Genomic DNA, 16,495 nt, shown 5'->3' with positions numbered 1-16,495 from the left:
CCCCGGGGGCCGGGCGGTCGGTTCCGCCTCAGGACTCGACGTAGACGTCGGCGAAGCTCGCGTTCACGCCGGCGGCGCCCAGCGTGTGGTTCTTCACCCGCTTGTTGAAGATCGTCACGGGCTGAGGCGCGATCAGCGTCACGGAGGCCACGTCGTCGTAGAGCTTGCGCTGGATGTCGCGCCATAGCTGCACGCGCTGCTCCTCGTCGGCCTCGGTGGCTGAGGCCTCCAGCAGGCGGTCGATCTCCGGGTTCTCGTAATGCGAGGCGTTGGAGAACGGCAGGCCGATCTTGAAGTTTTTCGACCAGTAGGCCCGCTGCACCCCGATGTTGGGGTCGAAGATGTTCGAGAGCGCCTCGACGGTCAGATCGAACTTCCGCTCGGTGTAAGTCTTCACGATGTAGGTCGAGAAGTCGAAGTTCTGCAGGTCGACCGCGATGCCGATGGCGGTCAGCGCCTGCCGGATGAACTCGCCGGCTCCGCGGCCGTAATAGGGGTTGTTGTAGAGCCGGAGCGGGAAGCGCGTTCCGCCGCTCTTCCGCGGGAAGCCGGCCTCGTCCAGAAGCTTCTCGGCCTTTGCGGCGTCGAAGGCGTAGGGCGGCACGCTCGGGTCGTGGAACTTCGTCAGGTAGGGGCTGACCACGGTCGGCGAGACCTTGCCGTAGCCGTACCAGACGGTCTCCAGCAGCAGCGTGGTGTCGATCGCGTGGGCGATCGCCTGCCGCACGCGGATGTCCTTGAAGATTGGGTTTTCGTAGTTGAAGAACAGCTGCGTCAGCGACGCGTTGTACTCGCCGCCGCGGTCCTCGAAGGCGAGCTGCGGCAGCTCCTTGAGCCGGTCGAGGTCGGCGCGGGCGACCGGCGGCCCGGCGCCGATGTCGAGCTCGCCGGTTTCGAAGCCCGCCGCGCGGGCGGCCTCGTCGGCGATGAAGCGCACCACCACGCGGTCGAGGTGCGGCTTGCCGGCGTCCCAGTAGTTCGGGTTCCGCTCCAGCAGCACGTGGCTGCCCTTCACCCACTCCTTGAACATGAAGGGGCCGGTGCCGATGGGCGCGGAGCCGTTCTTGTTCGTGAGCGGATCCGTGCCCTCATAGACGTGCTTCGGGACAATGGGAGACTCCGTCGCGTCCAGCGCCGACAGCAGGAACGGCGTCGGCTTCGAGAGCTTCAGGACGATGGTGAAGGCGTCCGGGGTCGTCACCTCCGTGACGTTGGCGAAGGTGCCGCGGCCGCGCGGGTGCGACTGCTTCAGCAGGCCGAAGGAGTAGGCCACGTCCGCCGAGGTGAAGTCGCGGCCGTCGTGCCATTTGACGCCCTGGCGCAGCTTGAACGTGTAAGTCAGGCCGTCGGGGGCGACGTCCCAGGCCGTCGCCAGCACCGGCCGCGGCTTGAGGTCGAAGTCGTAGGTGAGCAGCCCCTCGGTGATCTTCGGCGAGATGCGCTGCGAGCCGCCCGCGGTGTGGGCGATGGTGACGAGCGTCGGGGGCTCAGCCTCTAGGATGAAGTTGACCGTGCCGCCGCGGGGCGGCTCGGCGGCGAGCGCGGGCAAGGCGAGGCCGGGCCCCGCGAAGGCCGCGGTCGTCCCGAGCATCAGCTTCAGGACGCTGCGGCGCGAGGTGGAGGATCCCCCGATCATTGTGGACTCCGATGGTTTGAGGGTTAGTGGTTTGATCTCGTCATCCCGGACAAGCGGCGAAGCCGCGCCCATCCGGGATCGTCGGGGGAGGAGCGCCATCTGCGGCGCACGATCCCGGCTCTTGGCTCACGCTCGGCCGGGATGACGCGGGGCGGCTTCGGCCCTCAGCCCGCCTTGCGGAGCGGGATGGGCTGGCGCGCCCCGCCGGCGCCGACGCGCGAGACGCGGCCCTCGACGGGGTGGCCGGGGTCGTTGAAGCCGAGCGTCGAGGCGTGGCCCGGCGCGACCAGACGGTCGACCAGCGCCTCGTCCTCGGGCGTGAAGCGGTAGTCGAGCGCCTTCACATAGGCGTCCCAATGCGCCTCAGTGCGAGGGCCGGTGATCGCCGAGGTGACGAGCCGGTTGTTCAGCACCCAGGCGAGCGCGAAGTCGGCGGCCGAGATTCCCCGCGCCTCCGCATGGCGCTTGATCTCCTGGGCGATGGCGAGCGACTCCGGCCGCCATTCGGTTTCGAGGATGCGCCTGTCGGCGCGGCCCGCGCGGGTGTCGGCGGCGGGCTTTTCGTCCGGCGCGTACTTGCCGGTCAGCACGCCGCGCGCGAGCGGCGAGTAGGACACCACGCCGAGGCCGTAGTGGTCCGCAGCCGGAAGCTGTTCCGTTTCGGCCTTGCGGTCGACGATGTTGTAGAGCGGCTGGCTCGCGACCGGCCGGTCGATCCCGAGCTGGTCGGCGATGTGCGCGACTTCCGCGATGCGGAACGCCCGGAAGTTCGAGACGCCAAAGTAGCGCAGCTTGCCCTGCGCGATCAGGTCGCCGATCGCCCGCACGCCTTCGTCTAAGGGCGCGTCGAACACGGCGCGGTGGAAGTAGAGGATGTCGATGTAGTCGGTGTTCAGCCGCCTGAGGCTGGCCTCGACCGCCTCGATAATCCACTTGCGCGAGACGCCGCGCTGGTTCGGCCCCTCGCCGCCGGGGTTCGCGAACTTGGTCGCGAGCACCCACCAGTGGCGTTCGCTCTTGATCGCGCGGCCCACGACCTCCTCGGACGCGCCCTTGTTGTAGACGTCGGCGGTGTCGAGGAAGTTGAAGCCGTGGCTGCGGGCCTTGGCGATGATGCGGTGGGAGGTGGCCTCGTCGGTGGGGCCGCCGAACATCATGGTCCCGAGCGACAGCGGCGAGACCTTGAGGGCGCTGCGGCCGAGATAGCGGTAGTCGTGGATGGCGTGATCTTGGCTCATGGGATCGTCTCCTTGGAGCGTCAGGCGTCGGCGTGGTGGCAGGCGACCTCCGCGCCGCCGAGGGCGCGCAGCGGCGGCTCCTCGCGGGCGCAGAGATCGGTCGCCTTCGGACAACGCGGATGAAAGCGGCAACCGGTTGGAACGGCCCGCGCGCTGGGAAGGTCGCCCGCGATCGGGGCGGCCTGGCGCCGGCGCGACGGATCGGGCGCGGCGGCGATCAGGGCCTGGGTGTAGGGGTGGCGGGGCTTCGCCCAGAGCACGTCGTGCGGGCCGCTCTCGACGATCCGCCCGAGGTACATCACGAGCACCCGGTCGGCGAAGTAGCGCACCACCGACAGGTCGTGGGAGATGAAGAGGTAGGAGAGGTCGAGCTCCCGCTTCAGGGCCGCCAGCAGGTTCAGGATCTGCGCCTGGATGGAGAGATCGAGAGCCGACACCGGCTCGTCGCAGACCACGAGGTCGGGGTTCAGGATCAGCGCGCGGGCGACGCCGATGCGCTGGCGCTGGCCGCCGGAGAACTCGTGGGGGTAGCGGCCGCCGGCGTCGGGCGGCAGCCCGACCTTGTCGAGCATCCAGGCGATCCGCGCCCGCCGCTCGGTCTTCGTTCCGCGCCCATGCACGATGAGCGGACCGTTCAGGATCTCGCCGATGGTGTGCCGCGGGTTGAGCGAGCCGAACGGGTCCTGGAACACCATCTGCAGGCGGGGGCGGAGCTTGCGCAGCCGGCCGTCGTCGAGGGTCGCGAGGTCCTCGCCCGCGAAGCGCACCTCGCCCGCGGTGGGCCGGATCAGCCGCAGCAGCGTCTTGCCGAGCGTGGACTTGCCGCAGCCGCTTTCGCCCACGAGGCCGAGCGTCTCGCCACGGCGCAGCTCGAACGACACGCCATCGACCGCGCGCAGCGTCCCGTCCGCCGTCTCGTAATGAGTTTTCAGGTCGCGCACGGCGAGGAGGGGGGCGCGTTCGCTCGCTCCGCCGCCCGCGACCGCTTCAGCTTCCGCAATGCTCATAGGACTGGCCTTCTCACCTCTCCCCGGCGGGAAGAGGTCGAGATCGCGTCAGCGATGGAGGGTGAGGGGGCTTCTCGGCTTTCCGTGTGGAGGGCCACCGGACAGGCGACGAGGCGGTCTTCGCCCGCGAAGGTGAGGGCGGGGACCTGGGCCCTGCACGCGGAGACCGCCTCAGGGCAGCGCGGCGCGAAGGCGCAGCCGCGTTCGCGGGCGGCGGACCCGATCGAGCCGGGGATCTCCGTCAGCGGGCCGTCGCGGTAGTGGCGCGTGGTCTCGAGCCGCGGCGAGGCGGCGAGCAGGCCCTTGGCGTAGGGGTGCAGCGGCCGCTCGAACAGCACATGCGGCGACGCCTCCTCCACCTTGGCGCCGGCGTACATCACGATCACCCGGTCGGCCCATTGCGCCACCACGCCGAGGTCGTGGGTGATGAGCAGCAGCGCCATCGACAGCTCCGCCCGTAGCCGGTCGAGCAGGGCCAGAACCTGCGCCTGGATGGTGACGTCGAGCGCGGTGGTGGGCTCGTCGGCGATCAGCAGCCTGGGACCGCAGGCGACGGCGATGGCGATCATGGCGCGCTGGCGCATGCCGCCCGACAGCCGGTGCGGGTAGTCGTCGACCCGCCGGTGCGGCTCCGGGATGCGCACGAGGTCGAGCAGTTCGATCGCGCGCGCCCGCGCGGCGCGGCGCGACAGGCCCTCATGCAGGCGCAGCGCCTCGCCGATCTGGGCGCCCAGCGTCTTCAGCGGGTTGAGCGACGTCATCGGCTCCTGGAACACCATCGCGATCTCCGCGCCGCGCACCCGCCGCATGGCGCGCTCGTCGAGGCGCGCGAGATCTTCGCCGCCGAAACGGACGCTCCCCGAGGCGATCCGGCCCGCGGGCGGCAGCAGCCGCATCAGCGCGAGCGCGGTGAGCGATTTGCCCGAGCCGGACTCGCCTACGATCGCGAGGGTCTCTCCGCGCTCGACCGCGAACGACAGCTCGCGCACCGGCGTCGCGGTTGGGAAAGCGACGGAGAGCCGGTCGACCTCGAGTAGCGCTGCCATGTCAGCGCTCCGCCGAGAGGCGCGGGTTGAGGGCGTCGTTCAGACCGTCGCCGAGCAAGTTCAGCGCGAGCACCGTGACGACGATCGCAAGCCCGGGGATCGCGGTCAGCGGCCAGGCGGTGCGCAGCAGCTCGCGTCCCGAGCCGATCATCGAGCCCCAGCTCACCACGTTGGGGTCGGACAGGCCCATGAAGGCGAGGGCGCTCTCCATCAGGATCGCGGTCGCTACCATGACCGATGCAGTGACGATGATCGGGGGCAGGGCGTTGGGCAGGATCTCGCGGACGATGATGCGGCCGTGGCCGTAGCCGAGGCTACGGGCGGCCTCCACGAACTCCTTCGCCCGCACTGCGCGCACCTCGGCGCGGGTGAGCCGCGCCACCTGCGGCCAGCTCACCAGCGCGATCGCCCAGACCAGCGTGAGGGTCGAGGGCTGGGCGATCGCGACCAGCACGATCAGCAGGATGAAGCCGGGGACGGCCTGGAAGATCTCGACGAGCTTCACGAGCGCCGCGTCGATCCGCCCGCCGCAATAGCCGGCGACGGCGCCGACAGCGACGCCGGTGGTGAGCGCGAAGGCGGTGGCGGCGAAGCCGATGGCCAGCGAGACGCGGGCGCCGTGCATCAGTCCCGCCAGCACGTCGCGGCCGAGCCGGTCGGTGCCGAGGGGAAAGCGAGGGTTCTGGGCGGGCCACAGCACAGGCCGGCCGACCATGGCGAGCGGGTCGCCGGGGAACAGCGCGGGGGCGAGCAACGCCGCGAGGGCGACGCCCGCGAGCAGCAGGACGCCGACGAGCGCGTTCGGATTGCGCAGAAAGGCGCGGAGCGCGCGGCGGCGGTCCGGCGGCCGAACGACCGATCGGGTCGCGGCCTTGCGCGCGTCCGGCGCGTGGACGTTGGACCACTCCGGCGGAACGTCGGCGGGCGCCTGGGGCGTCAGCGCACGGGCGCGGGCGACGGTCGCCGCAGAGCGGGCGTCGGCGGTCTCCGACAGGCTCACGAGGCTCGCTCCAGCCGCGGGTCAAGCCAGGCCTGCACGAGGTCCGCGGTCACGTTCGCCGCCATCACGAGCAGCGAGGACAGCAGCAGCACGCCGAGCAGCACCGAGAAGTCGCGGCTCATCACCGCCTCGTAGGACAGCCGGCCGAGGCCGGGCCAGGAGTAGACCGTCTCCACCACCACGGCGCCGCCCATCAGCCCGCCGAAGTGGAGGCCCGCCATGGTGACGATCGGCGACAACGCGTTCGGCAGCACGTGGCCGAGCGTCACGGCGGCCGGCGACAGGCCCTTGGCGGCGGCGGTGCGGACGAAGTCCTGCGCCTTCACCTCCAGCATCGCCGCGCGGGCGAGGCGGGCGTAGATCGCGACGTAGAACAGCGCGAGCGAAACGCCGGGCAGGATCATGTAGCGGGCGCGGTCGAGCACGCCGTCGAGCCCGGTTGCAGCTGAGCCGATCGCGCCGCCGCCGCCGCTCGGCAGCCAGCCGAGCTTCACCGCGAACAGCACGATCAGCATCAGCCCGATCCAGAAGCCGGGGATGGAATAGAACAGCAAGGCCACCACCGAGAGCGCCCGGTCCGGCCAGCGCCCCGCGAAGGCCGACATCACGGCCCCGAGCGCGAGCCCGATGACGAGCGCCAGGGCGAGCGACACGCCCATCAGCGCGAGCGTCCCCGGCAGCCGCTGCGCGATCAGCTCCGCCACCGGCATGTTGAAGCGCGGCGAGAAGCCGAGGCTGAAGTGCGCGAGCCCCCAGAGGTAGGCCAGGAGCCGCTCCAGCATCGGCAGGTCGAGCCCGAAGCTTGCGCGCAGCGCCGCCATGGTCTCCTCGGTCGCCGATCCCGCCTCCGCCGCCATCACGTCGGCGGCGTCGCCGGGGGCGAGCTGCAGCAGCAGAAAGCTCAGCACCACCACGCCAAGCGCGGTCGGGACGGCGCTCAGCAGCGCGCGGCGCAGGGCCTTGGCAAGTCGGGAGATCGCGGACATCAGGCTCTTCGGTTGGCGCGGCCGAGCACCGGCGAGGACTGAAATTGACTAAGTTTAGTGAATGAGTCAATTGATTGGTGTTCGGCGCCTGACCAGGCGACAGGACCGGCAGGAGAGACGCCATGACCATCGCCCACCGTCCCGGCGCGCTCGTGGGCCGGCCGCTGCCGCCGGGTCCGGCGGACTTCCCCGGCAGCCCGCTCGCCACGGCCTTCGCGCAACCGACGCTGCTTGGGCTGTTCCTGCCGATCCAGGCCGGGGGATGGAGCGCCTCGACCTATCCGCGGACCACCGACTGGAGCTTTGACTACAACAAGGCGCTGACGCTGCAGGCGGAGGAGCTCGGCTTCGACCTCGTGTTCGCGCTGTCGCAATGGCTTCCCAAGGGCGGCTACGGCGGCGTGTTCGACGGGCAGGCGCTGGACAGCTTCGTCGCCACCGCCTCGCTCGCGGCGGTCACCTCGCGCGTGCTGCTGATCTCGACCATCCACGTGCTCTACGGCCCATGGCACCCGCTGCACCTCGCAAAGTTCGGCGCGACGCTCGACCACATCTCCGGCGGCCGCTGGGGCGTTAACGTCGTCACCGGCCACCGGGCGATCGAGCACGAGGCCTTCGGCTGGAGCCGGATCGACCATGATCGCCGCTACGAGCTCGCCGCGGAGTTCGTGGAGGTGCTGCAGAGCCTTTGGGCGGCGGAAGACAACTTTTCCTTCGACGGGATTTCGTCGTGGAAGCTGAAGGACGCCTTCGTCACCCCGAAGCCGCGCTATGGCCGGCCGACTCTGGTCAACGCCACCGGCTCGGACGCGGGCCTCGCCTTCGCCGGCCGCTACTCCGACATCGTGTTCGTGACGAGCCCCGGCGGCGGAACCATCGGAACCGCGCTCGAGAGCCTGCCCGCGCACACCGCCAAGGCCAAGCGCGCGGCGGCGGAGGTCGGCCGCTCGGTGCGGACGCTGCTGAATCCCCTCATCGTCTCGCGCGAGACCGAATCCGACACGCGCGCCTATTACGACGCCATCGTCGCGCACGCTGATCCCATCGGCCGGTTCACGCGGTTCGACAGCGACGCGCAGGCCTGGAAGGGGCAGGTCGACCGTGGCACGCTCGCCCGCAGCGCGATCGGCGGCAACATGGAGCTGGTCGGAACGCCCGAGCAGATCGTCGAGCAACTGGTCGCGCTCAAACGCGCCGGCGTCGACGGCTTCCAGCTCTCGTTCTACGACTTCGCACCCGACCTGACGTTCTTCGGCGAGCGTATCCTCCCGCTGATGACGCAGGCTGGCTTGAGGGCCTAGAGCGGTTTCAGGTCCGCGGGCCGCGGCGGCGCCTCACGTTCCGCCGTCGCCCCGGAGCTGTCCCGGGGCCCATGAGCCCGGTCGAGATCAGCCTCCGCCGGCGTGATCATGGATTCCGGGACTTCGCCCGGACTGACGTGGTGTCACTAGGTCATCGAGACCCGAAACCGCTCCAAGCGCCGCGAGCCCGGCGTCTACGCAGAGGTCCGGTCGCTCAGGCTGAGAGTTGCGCCCTAGGATCGGGCGCGTGCGCCGTCCCCGGCGCCGCGGCGCTCGCCGCGGCTTCCTCGCGCAGCCAGTTGAGAAAGAGCTGGATCCGCGGCGTGTGCAGGCGGTGGGGCCGGCAGACGAAATGGTAGGAATGCAGCACCTTCCGCGGCTCGCCGAAGGGGTGGATCAGGCGTCCGTTCGCGAGGTCGTCGCTGACCAGGGTGCTTCGGGCGAGCGCGATGCCCTGGCCGGCGATGGCCGCCTCGATCGCCATCAGCGCCTGGTCGAAGCGCGGGCCGCGGGTCAGGTCGATGCCTTCGACGTGTTCCGTTTTCAGCCAGGTCCGCCAGTCCGGCGCGCTCGCGTCGATCGCGGCGCCGTCGTCGTGGAGCAGGACGTGCGCCGGCAGGCGCGAGATGTCGTCGAGCGGGAAGGGGCCGCGCAGCAGGGCGGGGCTGCAGACCGGGACCACATAGTCCGACAGGAGGATTTCGGAGTGCAGGCCGGAGTAGGAGCCCGCGCCGAAGCGGATGGCGCAATCGGCCTCGTCGCGCGAGAAGTCCACGAGATCGGTCGTGGTGGCGATGCGGACGTCGAACTCGGGATGACGCGCCCGCAACCGGTCGAGGCGTGGCAGCAGCCATTTCAGCGCGAACGACGGCGCGACCGAAATTCGGAGCGGGAGCGCCTCTTCCGATTCCGACAACCGGTCGACCGCGGCGAGGATCGACGCGAAGCCTTCGACGAGGCCCGGCAGCAGCTTCTGGGCGACCTCGGTCGGCTCAAGCGCTTGACCGCGGTCGCGCCGAAACAGCTGCGTTCCGATGTGCGCCTCGAGCTGCCGGATCTGCTGGCCGATGGCCGCCGGCGTGACGTGCAGCGCCTCGCCGGCGCGGATGAAGCTGCCGTGCTGGGCCACGGCGACGAACGCGCGCAGGGCCGTCATGGGCGGCAGCTGCGCGAGGTTGGTCCGAGGTTCGCGAAAGGGCCGGTTCATGGGCGGCGTAGATCCTCACAGCCGTCGCTTGACCGCGGGACCGCAACCGCCGTTCGAACATCTCGCCTGAAGGGCGAACGGAAGAGCGAAGGCGCGTGTCCCTCGCGCGGCGCGGTCAAGCCGACGCCCGAGTCCTAGAAGAGACATCATATACATTCAATAGGAATAATATTTTGCCGCGCGCGCGGCGTGGCCTCCCTCCCGTCGTAGAAGCCTACTCCGCCGCAATCCTTGCCTCTTCGGCCGCCGACGCGACGCCGACGCGGTAGATTGACGGCGGCGCCGCGCCGTTCACCGCGAAATCGCCTACGGTCCGCTCACGGTAGATGCGGGGGTTGTGGGACGCGATGGTGCGGGCGTTTCGCCAGTAGCGATCAAGGCCCAGCGTGCGGCTGGTGGCGGACGCGCCGAGCGCGTCGAACAGGGTGGTCGTCGCGTCGAGGATCAGGTTGGTGACGACCGTCACCGCCTGATTGACCTCGACGTCCGCAAGCGCGGCTTCGGTCTCCTCGGCCTCGGTGTCGCCGGCCCGGTTGGCGTCATAGACGCGCTGGATCGCCTCCGCCGCCTTGAGCACGATCGCACCCGCCGCATAGGCCGCGCCGTGCGCGCCGCCGACCACTTGCAGGATCTGCGGATCGGCGCTCGCCCGCGGCGCGGCGCCGTGGCTGTAGACGCGGCGGCGCTCGCGCACCAGCCGGGCGACGTCCTTCGCGGCGGCGCGTCCGATGCCCGCGAGCGAGGCGAGATGGACCAGCTGGAAGAAGGCGACCGCGTGCCGGAAGCGCTTCGGAGAAGGGTTCACCAGCTCCGCGGCCACCCGCACCTCCGCGAACCGTACCGTGCCGCTCGCCGTCAGCGCCTGCCCGAAGCCGTCCCAATCATCGTCGATCGTGACGCCCTCTGCGGTCGTCGAGACGACCGCCTGCAGCAGCGAACCCTCGCTGTGGGCGCTGAAGTTGATCCAATCCGCGAACAGCGAGCCGGTGGTGTAGAACTTGCGGCCGTTCAGGCGGAAGCCCTCGCCGTCCGGTTCGAGCGTCGTCTCGAAGGCGCCGACCTTAGCCTCCCCGGTCTCGGAGAACCCGCTGCCGACGGTCTCCCGCGCGGCGATCACCGGGATCCAGCGCTCGCGCCAGCCGTCGAAGGGCGAGGTCAGCACGTCCTCGGTGAAACCGAGGTGCGCGCGGAGCGCGTTGGTGACGTTGGTGTCCGCCTCCGACAGCTCGATCAGCAGCGCGAACAGCTCGGGCAGGGTCACGCCCAGTCCGCCCCGGTCCGCGGGCAGCCGCAACGTGGTGAAGCCCGCCTCCTTGAGCCAGAGGAGCTCGTCGTGCGGCAGCCGGCGCTTCAGGTCCCGCTCCGCGGCGGAGGCGCGGATGCGGGCGAAGACGGCGCGAAACGGCGCGGCCAGAGTCTCGTAGCGGGCGGTAGGCCCCGCGCCCCAGCCCTGTTCGATCTGCGTCATGGATATCGCCTTCGCTTGTCCGCCGTGGCGGACGTCCTCACTCGGCCGCCGCGCGCGCCCCTCGGGCGAAGGCGTCCGCGGGCCGCTGGAGGCCGAGGTGCTCGCGCAGCGTGGTCCCCTCGTAGTCGTCGCGGAACAGGCCGCGGCGGCGCAGCTCCGGGACGACCAGCTCGATGAAGTCGTCGAGCCCCCCAGGGAGGAGCGGCGCCATGATGTTGAAGCCGTCGGCGCCGTGGTTGACGAAGCGCTCCTCCAGCAGGTCCACGACCTGCTCGGCGGAGCCCACCACCTGCCAATGGCCGCGGGCGCCCGAGATGCGCAGATAAAGCTCCCGGATCGACAGGTTTTCGCGGCGGGCGAGCTCGGTCACCAAGGCCTGTCGGCTCTTCGGGCCATTAGTCTCCGGCAGGTCAGGCAACGGACCATCGACGGGATAGCCGCTGAGGTCGAAGCCGCCGATGTGCTGGCTGAGCAGATCGACGCCGACCTTCGGGGTGATCAGGCTCTGAAGATACTCGAACTTCTCTCGGGCCTCCGACTCGGTGCGCGCCACCACCGGCGACACGCCGGGCAGGATCTTGAGGTCGTCCGGCGAGCGTCCGTAGCGGGTTAGCCGGCCCTTGACGTCGGCATAGAAGGCGACGGCCTCGCCCAGCGTCTGCTGCGCGGTGAAGATCACCTCCGCGGTGCGGGCGGCGAGCTCTTTGCCCGGCTCCGACGAGCCGGCCTGCACCAGCACGGGCCGCCCCTGCGGCGAGCGTGGCGTGTTGAGCGGTCCGCGCACGCGGAAATGCGAGCCCTCGTGATTGAGGACGTGCAGCTTGTCCGTGTCGAAATAGCGTCCGGCGGCGCGGTCGCGCGGGAAGGCGTCGTCGGCCCAGCTGTCCCACAGCCCGGTGACGACGTCGGCGAACTCCCCGGCGCGCTCGTAGCGCAGATGATGCGGGATATGCGCGGCGTGGCCGTAGTTGAAGGCCGCGTCTTGGTCGCCGGTGGTGACGAGGTTCCAGCCGGCGCGGCCGCCGCTCAGGTGGTCCAGCGAATTGAACTGCCGGGCGATGTTGTAGGGCTCGTTGAAGCTGGTGGAGGCCGTCGCCACGAAGCCGATGCGGCTGGTGACGCCGGCGAGCGCCGAGAGCAGCGTCAACGGCTCGAAGGTGCGCACGCCGCTGTGGGCGTGGGAGGCCGACGCCTCACCGTCGCGCAGGCGCACGGTGGGCGCGTCCGCCAGGAACACCGCGTCGAACTTCGCCGCCTCCGCCTTGCGCGCGAAGGAGACGTAATTCTCCAACCGGTCCCCCAGCTCCGCTTCTGGGTGCCGCCAGGCGGCGATGTGGTGGCCGCCCTCGTGGTAGAACGCCCCGAGCTTCAGCTGACCCTTGCGCTTCGTCATGTCCAACATCCTAGCGTTGACGTTGTGGCGGGAGGCCGTGCGGCGTCAGGCCTCGGCTTGCGCGGGCTCGACGATCGATTGCGCCGCCACCGCCTTCCGGCGGTGGGCCGCGGCGGGGTGGCGCGTCGGCAGGCGGGGGCCTTCGCCCGGGAACAGCTTCTCGCGCAGCGTGCCGGTGCGGTACTCGGTCTTGAACACGCCGCGGGACTGAAGCTCGGGCACCACCAGATCGACGAAATCCTCGAGCGTCTCGTGGGCGATGACCCGCACGAGGTTGAAGCCGTCGATGTCGGTGTCCTCGACCCAGGAGATCAGTTCGTCCGCGACCTCCGAAGGCGAGCCGACGACGAAGCCAGCGCGGGCGCCGACGGGATTGAAGCCCGCGAGTTCGCCATAGGTGAACGGGCGGTCGCTGTTGACGGTCAGGTTCTCGACCAGCGAGCGCAGGGCGTTGCTCTCGACGTAGCGGACGGCCTCGTCCGGCGAGAACCGCGCGAAGTCGATGCCGGTCCAGCCGGAGAGCAGGGCGAGCTGCCCCGCGACGTCGAGGTAGCGCGCGATCTCGCGCTGCTTCTCAACGGCTTCCGCGCGGGTCGGCGCGACGATGACGGTCGTGCCGAGAAAGAACTGGATGTCGCGCGGGTCGCGGCCGAATTCGCGCGCGCCCTCGCGGATGGCCCGCACGCTGTCCGCGACCATCTTCTTGGTCTGCCCGTTGAGGAAGATCGCCTCCGCGTGTCTGGAGGCGAAGCGCTTTCCGCGTGACGAGGTCCCCGCCTGATAGAGCACCGGCGTGCGCTGCGGGGACGGCTCGCTGAGCGCCAGGCCGTCGACCTTGTAGTAGGGACCGTCATGTCGGACGCGGTGGACCTTGCGCGGATCGGTGAACACCGCCCGCGCCCGGTCGCGGCCCGCGGCGTCGTCCTCCCAGCTGCCTTCCCAGAGCTTGTAGACGGCCTCCAGGAAGTCTTCGCCGGCGGCGTAGCGGTCGTCATGGGCCCGGGCCTCGGCGAGCCCCATGCCCTTTGCGCCGCTCTCGAGATAACCGGTGACGACGTTCCAGCCGACGCGGCCGCGGGTCAGGTGGTCGAGCGTCGCGAAGCGGCGGGCGAACTGGTAGGGGTGCTCGTAGGTTAGGTTCGCAGTGACGCCGAAGCCCAGGTGCTCGGTGACCTGCGCCATGATCGGCACGACCAGCGTCGGATCGGCGTTCGGCGCCTGCGCCGCTCCGGCGAGTGCGGCGTCAGCCGAGCCGCCGTAGACGTCGTAGGTCCCGAACACGTCCGCCAGGAACACGCCGTCGAACTTGCCGCGCTCCGCGATGCGGGCGAGATCGGCCCAGTACTCCGGCGTGTTGTAGTCGACCGACCGGTCGCGCGGGTGCCGCCACAGTCCGGCCCAGGAATGGCCGGGCGCGTTCATGTGGAAGGCGTTCAGCCGGATTTCGCGGCGTGCGGTCATGGGCGGCGTCTCCAGGTCAGCGCGGTCAGTTCTGCACCGTCGGCACGGTCGAGGCGTTGAACTCGCTCGCGAATTCGAGGCTGACGTCGATCTTGTTCGGGATCGCCTTAGCCTCGAACAGCACGTCGGCTATCCGCTGTTCGCGCTTGATCAGGTCGGTGTCGAGCGGCTGGAACGTTGCCTTCGAGTACTCGGTCGAAATCTTCGCGCGCGCCGGGCTCTGCTTGATCTTCTCGATGAGGAGCTTTTCCACCCGGTCGGTGTTGGCGGCGTACCAGGCCCAGTGCTTGCGCACGCGGTCGAGGAAGTCGGCGAGCGCGGCCTTCTTCGCCGGGTCGCGCAGCACATCGCCGCGCGCGGTCAGCACGTTCAGCGCGGGAATGCCCAGCTCGTCGCTGGTCTGCAGGACCTTGGCGTAGCCCTTCTCGATCGCCTCGGCGACGACGGTGGTGCTGCCGGAGAAGGCGTCGACCTTGCCGGACAGGAAGGCGGCCGAGGTCGCGTTCTGGTCGGCGAGCTGGACCGGCTCGAAGTCCTTCTTGCCTAGGCCGGACTTCAGCGACGACAGCAGGTACTGCACGTAGTTGAAGCCGCCGAAGTTGAACGCCCAGGTCTTGCCGCGCAGATCCTCCAGCGTGTTTACCCCGGCCTCCGCCCGGCCGACCGTGATGATGGGCGGGTACTTGGCGTCGGTCGCCCGCCAGCCGGCGACGATCTGCAGCGGCTGCTCGCCGGCGACCCACGGCGTCTTGGACTTGCCCTGCTCGATGATGAGCGAGGTGTCGCCCATGTGGCCGACGTCGATGGCCTTGGAGTAGAGCGCCGAGAGCTGCGACGCGGGACCCGGCAGCACCACCCACTGGATCTCATAAGGTGCGCCCTCGAGCACGCCGGAGGCCCCGACCGTTTCGGGCAGGGTCCAGTCCTGGAAGCCGACGAGCAGCTTGGTCTTCGGGGCGTCGGCCCAGCCGGGACCCGCAGCGAACAGGAGGGCCGCGGCGGCGAGCGCCGCGCGGCGCGTCGGCGAGATGAACTTGAAGGTCACGGTGCGGTCTCCGGGAACGGAAAAAGGCAAAGAGGGGATCAGGCGTGATGCGGATCGGCGGGGCCGGCGACGCCGAGTTCGGCCAGGAGGCGGGCGCGCAGCGCCGCGAAGCCCGGCTCGGTCTGGCCGCGCGGGCGCGCAAGCTCCACCTGCGCGTCGAAGCGGATGCCGCCGTCGGCGAGCACGAGCACCCGGTCCGACAGCAGGATCGCCTCGTCCACGTCATGGGTGACGAGAACGACGGCCGGCCGGTGCCGTCGGCAGAGCTGCTCCACCAGATCGTGCATGCGGATGCGGGTGAGCGCGTCGAGGGCTGCGAAAGGTTCGTCCAACAGGAGCAGGCTCGGCTCCTTGGCGAGCGCGCGGGCGAGCGCGACGCGCTGCGCTTCGCCGCCGGAGAGCGTCCGCGGCCAGGCGTCGGCGTGGCCGCCGAGGCCCACTTCCTCGAGCGCCGCTTCGGCGATCCTGCGGGTCTCGCGCCCGCGCCGATGGCCGAGCGTCACGTTCCGCCAGACGCGCTTCGCCGGCACCAGCCGCGGCTCCTGGAACACGACGGACCGCGCCTGGGGTACGCGCGCCTCGCCGCCGTCGGCCTGGTCGAGGCCTGCGAGGATGCGCAGCAGCGTCGTCTTGCCCGTGCCGGAGCGCCCAAGAAGCGAGACGAATTCGCCGCGTCGGACCTCGAGATCGACGCCGTTGATGACCGCGCGGGCGCCGAAGGTCCGCCGGACGCCCTGGAGGCGCACCGCAAGCGGCTCGTCGTCGAACCGGCGCGGGGCTCGGGACGGGCCTTCCGGGGGCGCAGGGTCCGGCAGGCGGGCGAGACTAAGCGAGGACAAGCTTTCCCCTCCACGGCAACGCGATCCGCTCGATCACGCGCATGACGATGTCGATGACGATGCCCAGAACCGCGTAGAGGATGATGCCGGCGACGATGACGTCGGTGCGCTGGTTCACGTTGGCGTTGATCAGGATGTAGCCGATGCCCGAGCGGGCGTTGATCTGCTCGGCGGCGACCAGCGCGAGCAGGGCGACGCCCGCCGAGTAGCGGAAGCCGACGAGGATCGACGGCAGCGCGGTGGGCAGGATCACCCGCAGCGCGATCCGCGTCGGGCCGAGGTCGAACACCCGGCCGGCCTCGATCAGCTTGGAGTCGACGCCCCGCACGCCGGCGTAGGTGTTCAGATACACGGGGAAGATGGTGGCGGCGTAGATCAGCGCGATCTTGGCGTTCTCGCCGATGCCGAACCAGATGATGAACAGCGGGATCATGGCGATGAACGGCACCGTCCGCAGCATCTGCAGCGGCGCGTCGAACAGCTCTTCGCCCACCCGCCAGAGCCCGGCGAACAGACCGAGCAGCAGGCCGGTGAAGCCGCCGAGGGCGAGGCCGGTGAGCGAGCGGGCGAGCGACGCCTGCAACGCGTCGTAAAGTTCACCGTCGGCCGTCAGCTCGCCATAGGCTGCGAGGATGTCGGTCGGCGACGGCAGCACCAAGGGGTCGACCCAGCCGGTCGCGGACGAGAGCTGCCAGACGACGAGGATGAGAACCGGAGCGAGCGCCCGGGAGGCGAAGCGGCGCCCGCGGACGAAGGCGTCGGCCGCGCTCCGCACCTTGGGCCGCGTCGGGAGGTCGACCAGCGCCAGCGGCCCGTTCGCCGGTGCGGGGGAGGGGGCGTAGGTCATGGCGCTTGACGCTCCGAGGAC

General features: G+C 70.3%; 14 protein-coding genes. 1 reads left to right on the top strand and 13 read right to left on the bottom strand.

Features of this window, described 5'->3' with window-relative positions:
• Window positions 1–28 precede the first annotated feature (28 nt).
• From METY_RS00165 to METY_RS00140, 6 genes are all read right to left on the bottom strand, one after another.
• Window positions 29–1,636 carry an ABC transporter substrate-binding protein gene (locus METY_RS00165; RefSeq protein WP_200819560.1) on the bottom strand — a complete coding sequence of 536 codons (1,608 nt, stop codon included), beginning with the start codon at window positions 1,634–1,636 and terminating at the stop codon, window positions 29–31.
• Window positions 1,637–1,800: 164 nt separating this feature from the next.
• On the bottom strand, window positions 1,801–2,856 hold the full coding sequence (locus tag METY_RS00160) for an aldo/keto reductase (RefSeq protein WP_103119736.1): 1,056 nt from the start codon (window positions 2,854–2,856) through the stop codon (window positions 1,801–1,803).
• Between the two features lie 38 nt (window positions 2,857–2,894).
• Window positions 2,895–3,881, bottom strand: a complete 987-nt coding sequence (locus METY_RS00155; RefSeq protein ID WP_103119386.1) for an ABC transporter ATP-binding protein — start codon at window positions 3,879–3,881, stop codon at window positions 2,895–2,897.
• Entirely contained in the window at window positions 3,878–4,927 is a 1,050-nt protein-coding gene (locus METY_RS00150) for an ABC transporter ATP-binding protein (RefSeq protein WP_103119385.1), read from the bottom strand. Before METY_RS00150 ends, METY_RS00155 begins: the two co-directional genes overlap by 4 nt.
• Before the next feature lies 1 nt (window position 4,928).
• On the bottom strand, window positions 4,929–5,867 hold the full coding sequence (locus METY_RS00145) for an ABC transporter permease (protein ID WP_244593479.1): 939 nt from the start codon (window positions 5,865–5,867) through the stop codon (window positions 4,929–4,931).
• Between the two features lie 56 nt (window positions 5,868–5,923).
• Window positions 5,924–6,913, bottom strand: a complete 990-nt coding sequence (locus METY_RS00140; RefSeq protein ID WP_103119383.1) for an ABC transporter permease — start codon at window positions 6,911–6,913, stop codon at window positions 5,924–5,926.
• 122 nt (window positions 6,914–7,035) lie between these two features.
• Between METY_RS00140 and METY_RS00135 the strand changes: the two genes are divergently transcribed.
• Entirely contained in the window at window positions 7,036–8,214 is a 1,179-nt protein-coding gene (locus tag METY_RS00135; RefSeq protein ID WP_103119382.1) for an LLM class flavin-dependent oxidoreductase, read from the top strand.
• A gap of 214 nt (window positions 8,215–8,428) precedes the next feature.
• On the opposite strand, the gene gcvA is transcribed toward METY_RS00135, so the two are convergent.
• From gcvA to METY_RS00100, 7 genes are all read right to left on the bottom strand, one after another.
• Complete coding sequence (gene gcvA, locus METY_RS00130; protein ID WP_103119381.1) at window positions 8,429–9,421, bottom strand: transcriptional regulator GcvA; 993 nt, start codon at window positions 9,419–9,421, stop codon at window positions 8,429–8,431.
• Window positions 9,422–9,635: 214 nt separating this feature from the next.
• Window positions 9,636–10,889 (bottom strand): acyl-CoA dehydrogenase family protein, encoded by a 1,254-nt coding sequence (locus METY_RS00125; RefSeq protein WP_103119380.1) that lies wholly within the window; start codon window positions 10,887–10,889, stop codon window positions 9,636–9,638.
• Window positions 10,890–10,926: 37 nt separating this feature from the next.
• Window positions 10,927–12,282 (bottom strand): LLM class flavin-dependent oxidoreductase, encoded by a 1,356-nt coding sequence (locus METY_RS00120; protein ID WP_103119735.1) that lies wholly within the window; start codon window positions 12,280–12,282, stop codon window positions 10,927–10,929.
• A gap of 45 nt (window positions 12,283–12,327) precedes the next feature.
• Window positions 12,328–13,743 carry an LLM class flavin-dependent oxidoreductase gene (locus METY_RS00115; RefSeq protein WP_103119379.1) on the bottom strand — a complete coding sequence of 472 codons (1,416 nt, stop codon included), beginning with the start codon at window positions 13,741–13,743 and terminating at the stop codon, window positions 12,328–12,330.
• Between the two features lie 25 nt (window positions 13,744–13,768).
• On the bottom strand, window positions 13,769–14,788 hold the full coding sequence (locus METY_RS00110) for a PhnD/SsuA/transferrin family substrate-binding protein (protein ID WP_103119378.1): 1,020 nt from the start codon (window positions 14,786–14,788) through the stop codon (window positions 13,769–13,771).
• 38 nt (window positions 14,789–14,826) lie between these two features.
• Window positions 14,827–15,627 carry an ABC transporter ATP-binding protein gene (locus METY_RS00105; protein ID WP_103119377.1) on the bottom strand — a complete coding sequence of 267 codons (801 nt, stop codon included), beginning with the start codon at window positions 15,625–15,627 and terminating at the stop codon, window positions 14,827–14,829.
• Window positions 15,614–16,474 carry an ABC transporter permease gene (locus METY_RS00100; RefSeq protein WP_103119376.1) on the bottom strand — a complete coding sequence of 287 codons (861 nt, stop codon included), beginning with the start codon at window positions 16,472–16,474 and terminating at the stop codon, window positions 15,614–15,616. Before METY_RS00100 ends, METY_RS00105 begins: the two co-directional genes overlap by 14 nt.
• Window positions 16,475–16,495: the final 21 nt, after the last annotated feature.

The organism is Methylopila sp. Yamaguchi (assembly GCF_002897035.1).
Taxonomy (GTDB): Bacteria; Pseudomonadota; Alphaproteobacteria; order Rhizobiales; family Methylopilaceae; genus Methylopila.
The sequence above is the reverse complement of the archived record's forward strand: the minus strand, read 5'-3'. Positions and strand labels throughout refer to the sequence as shown.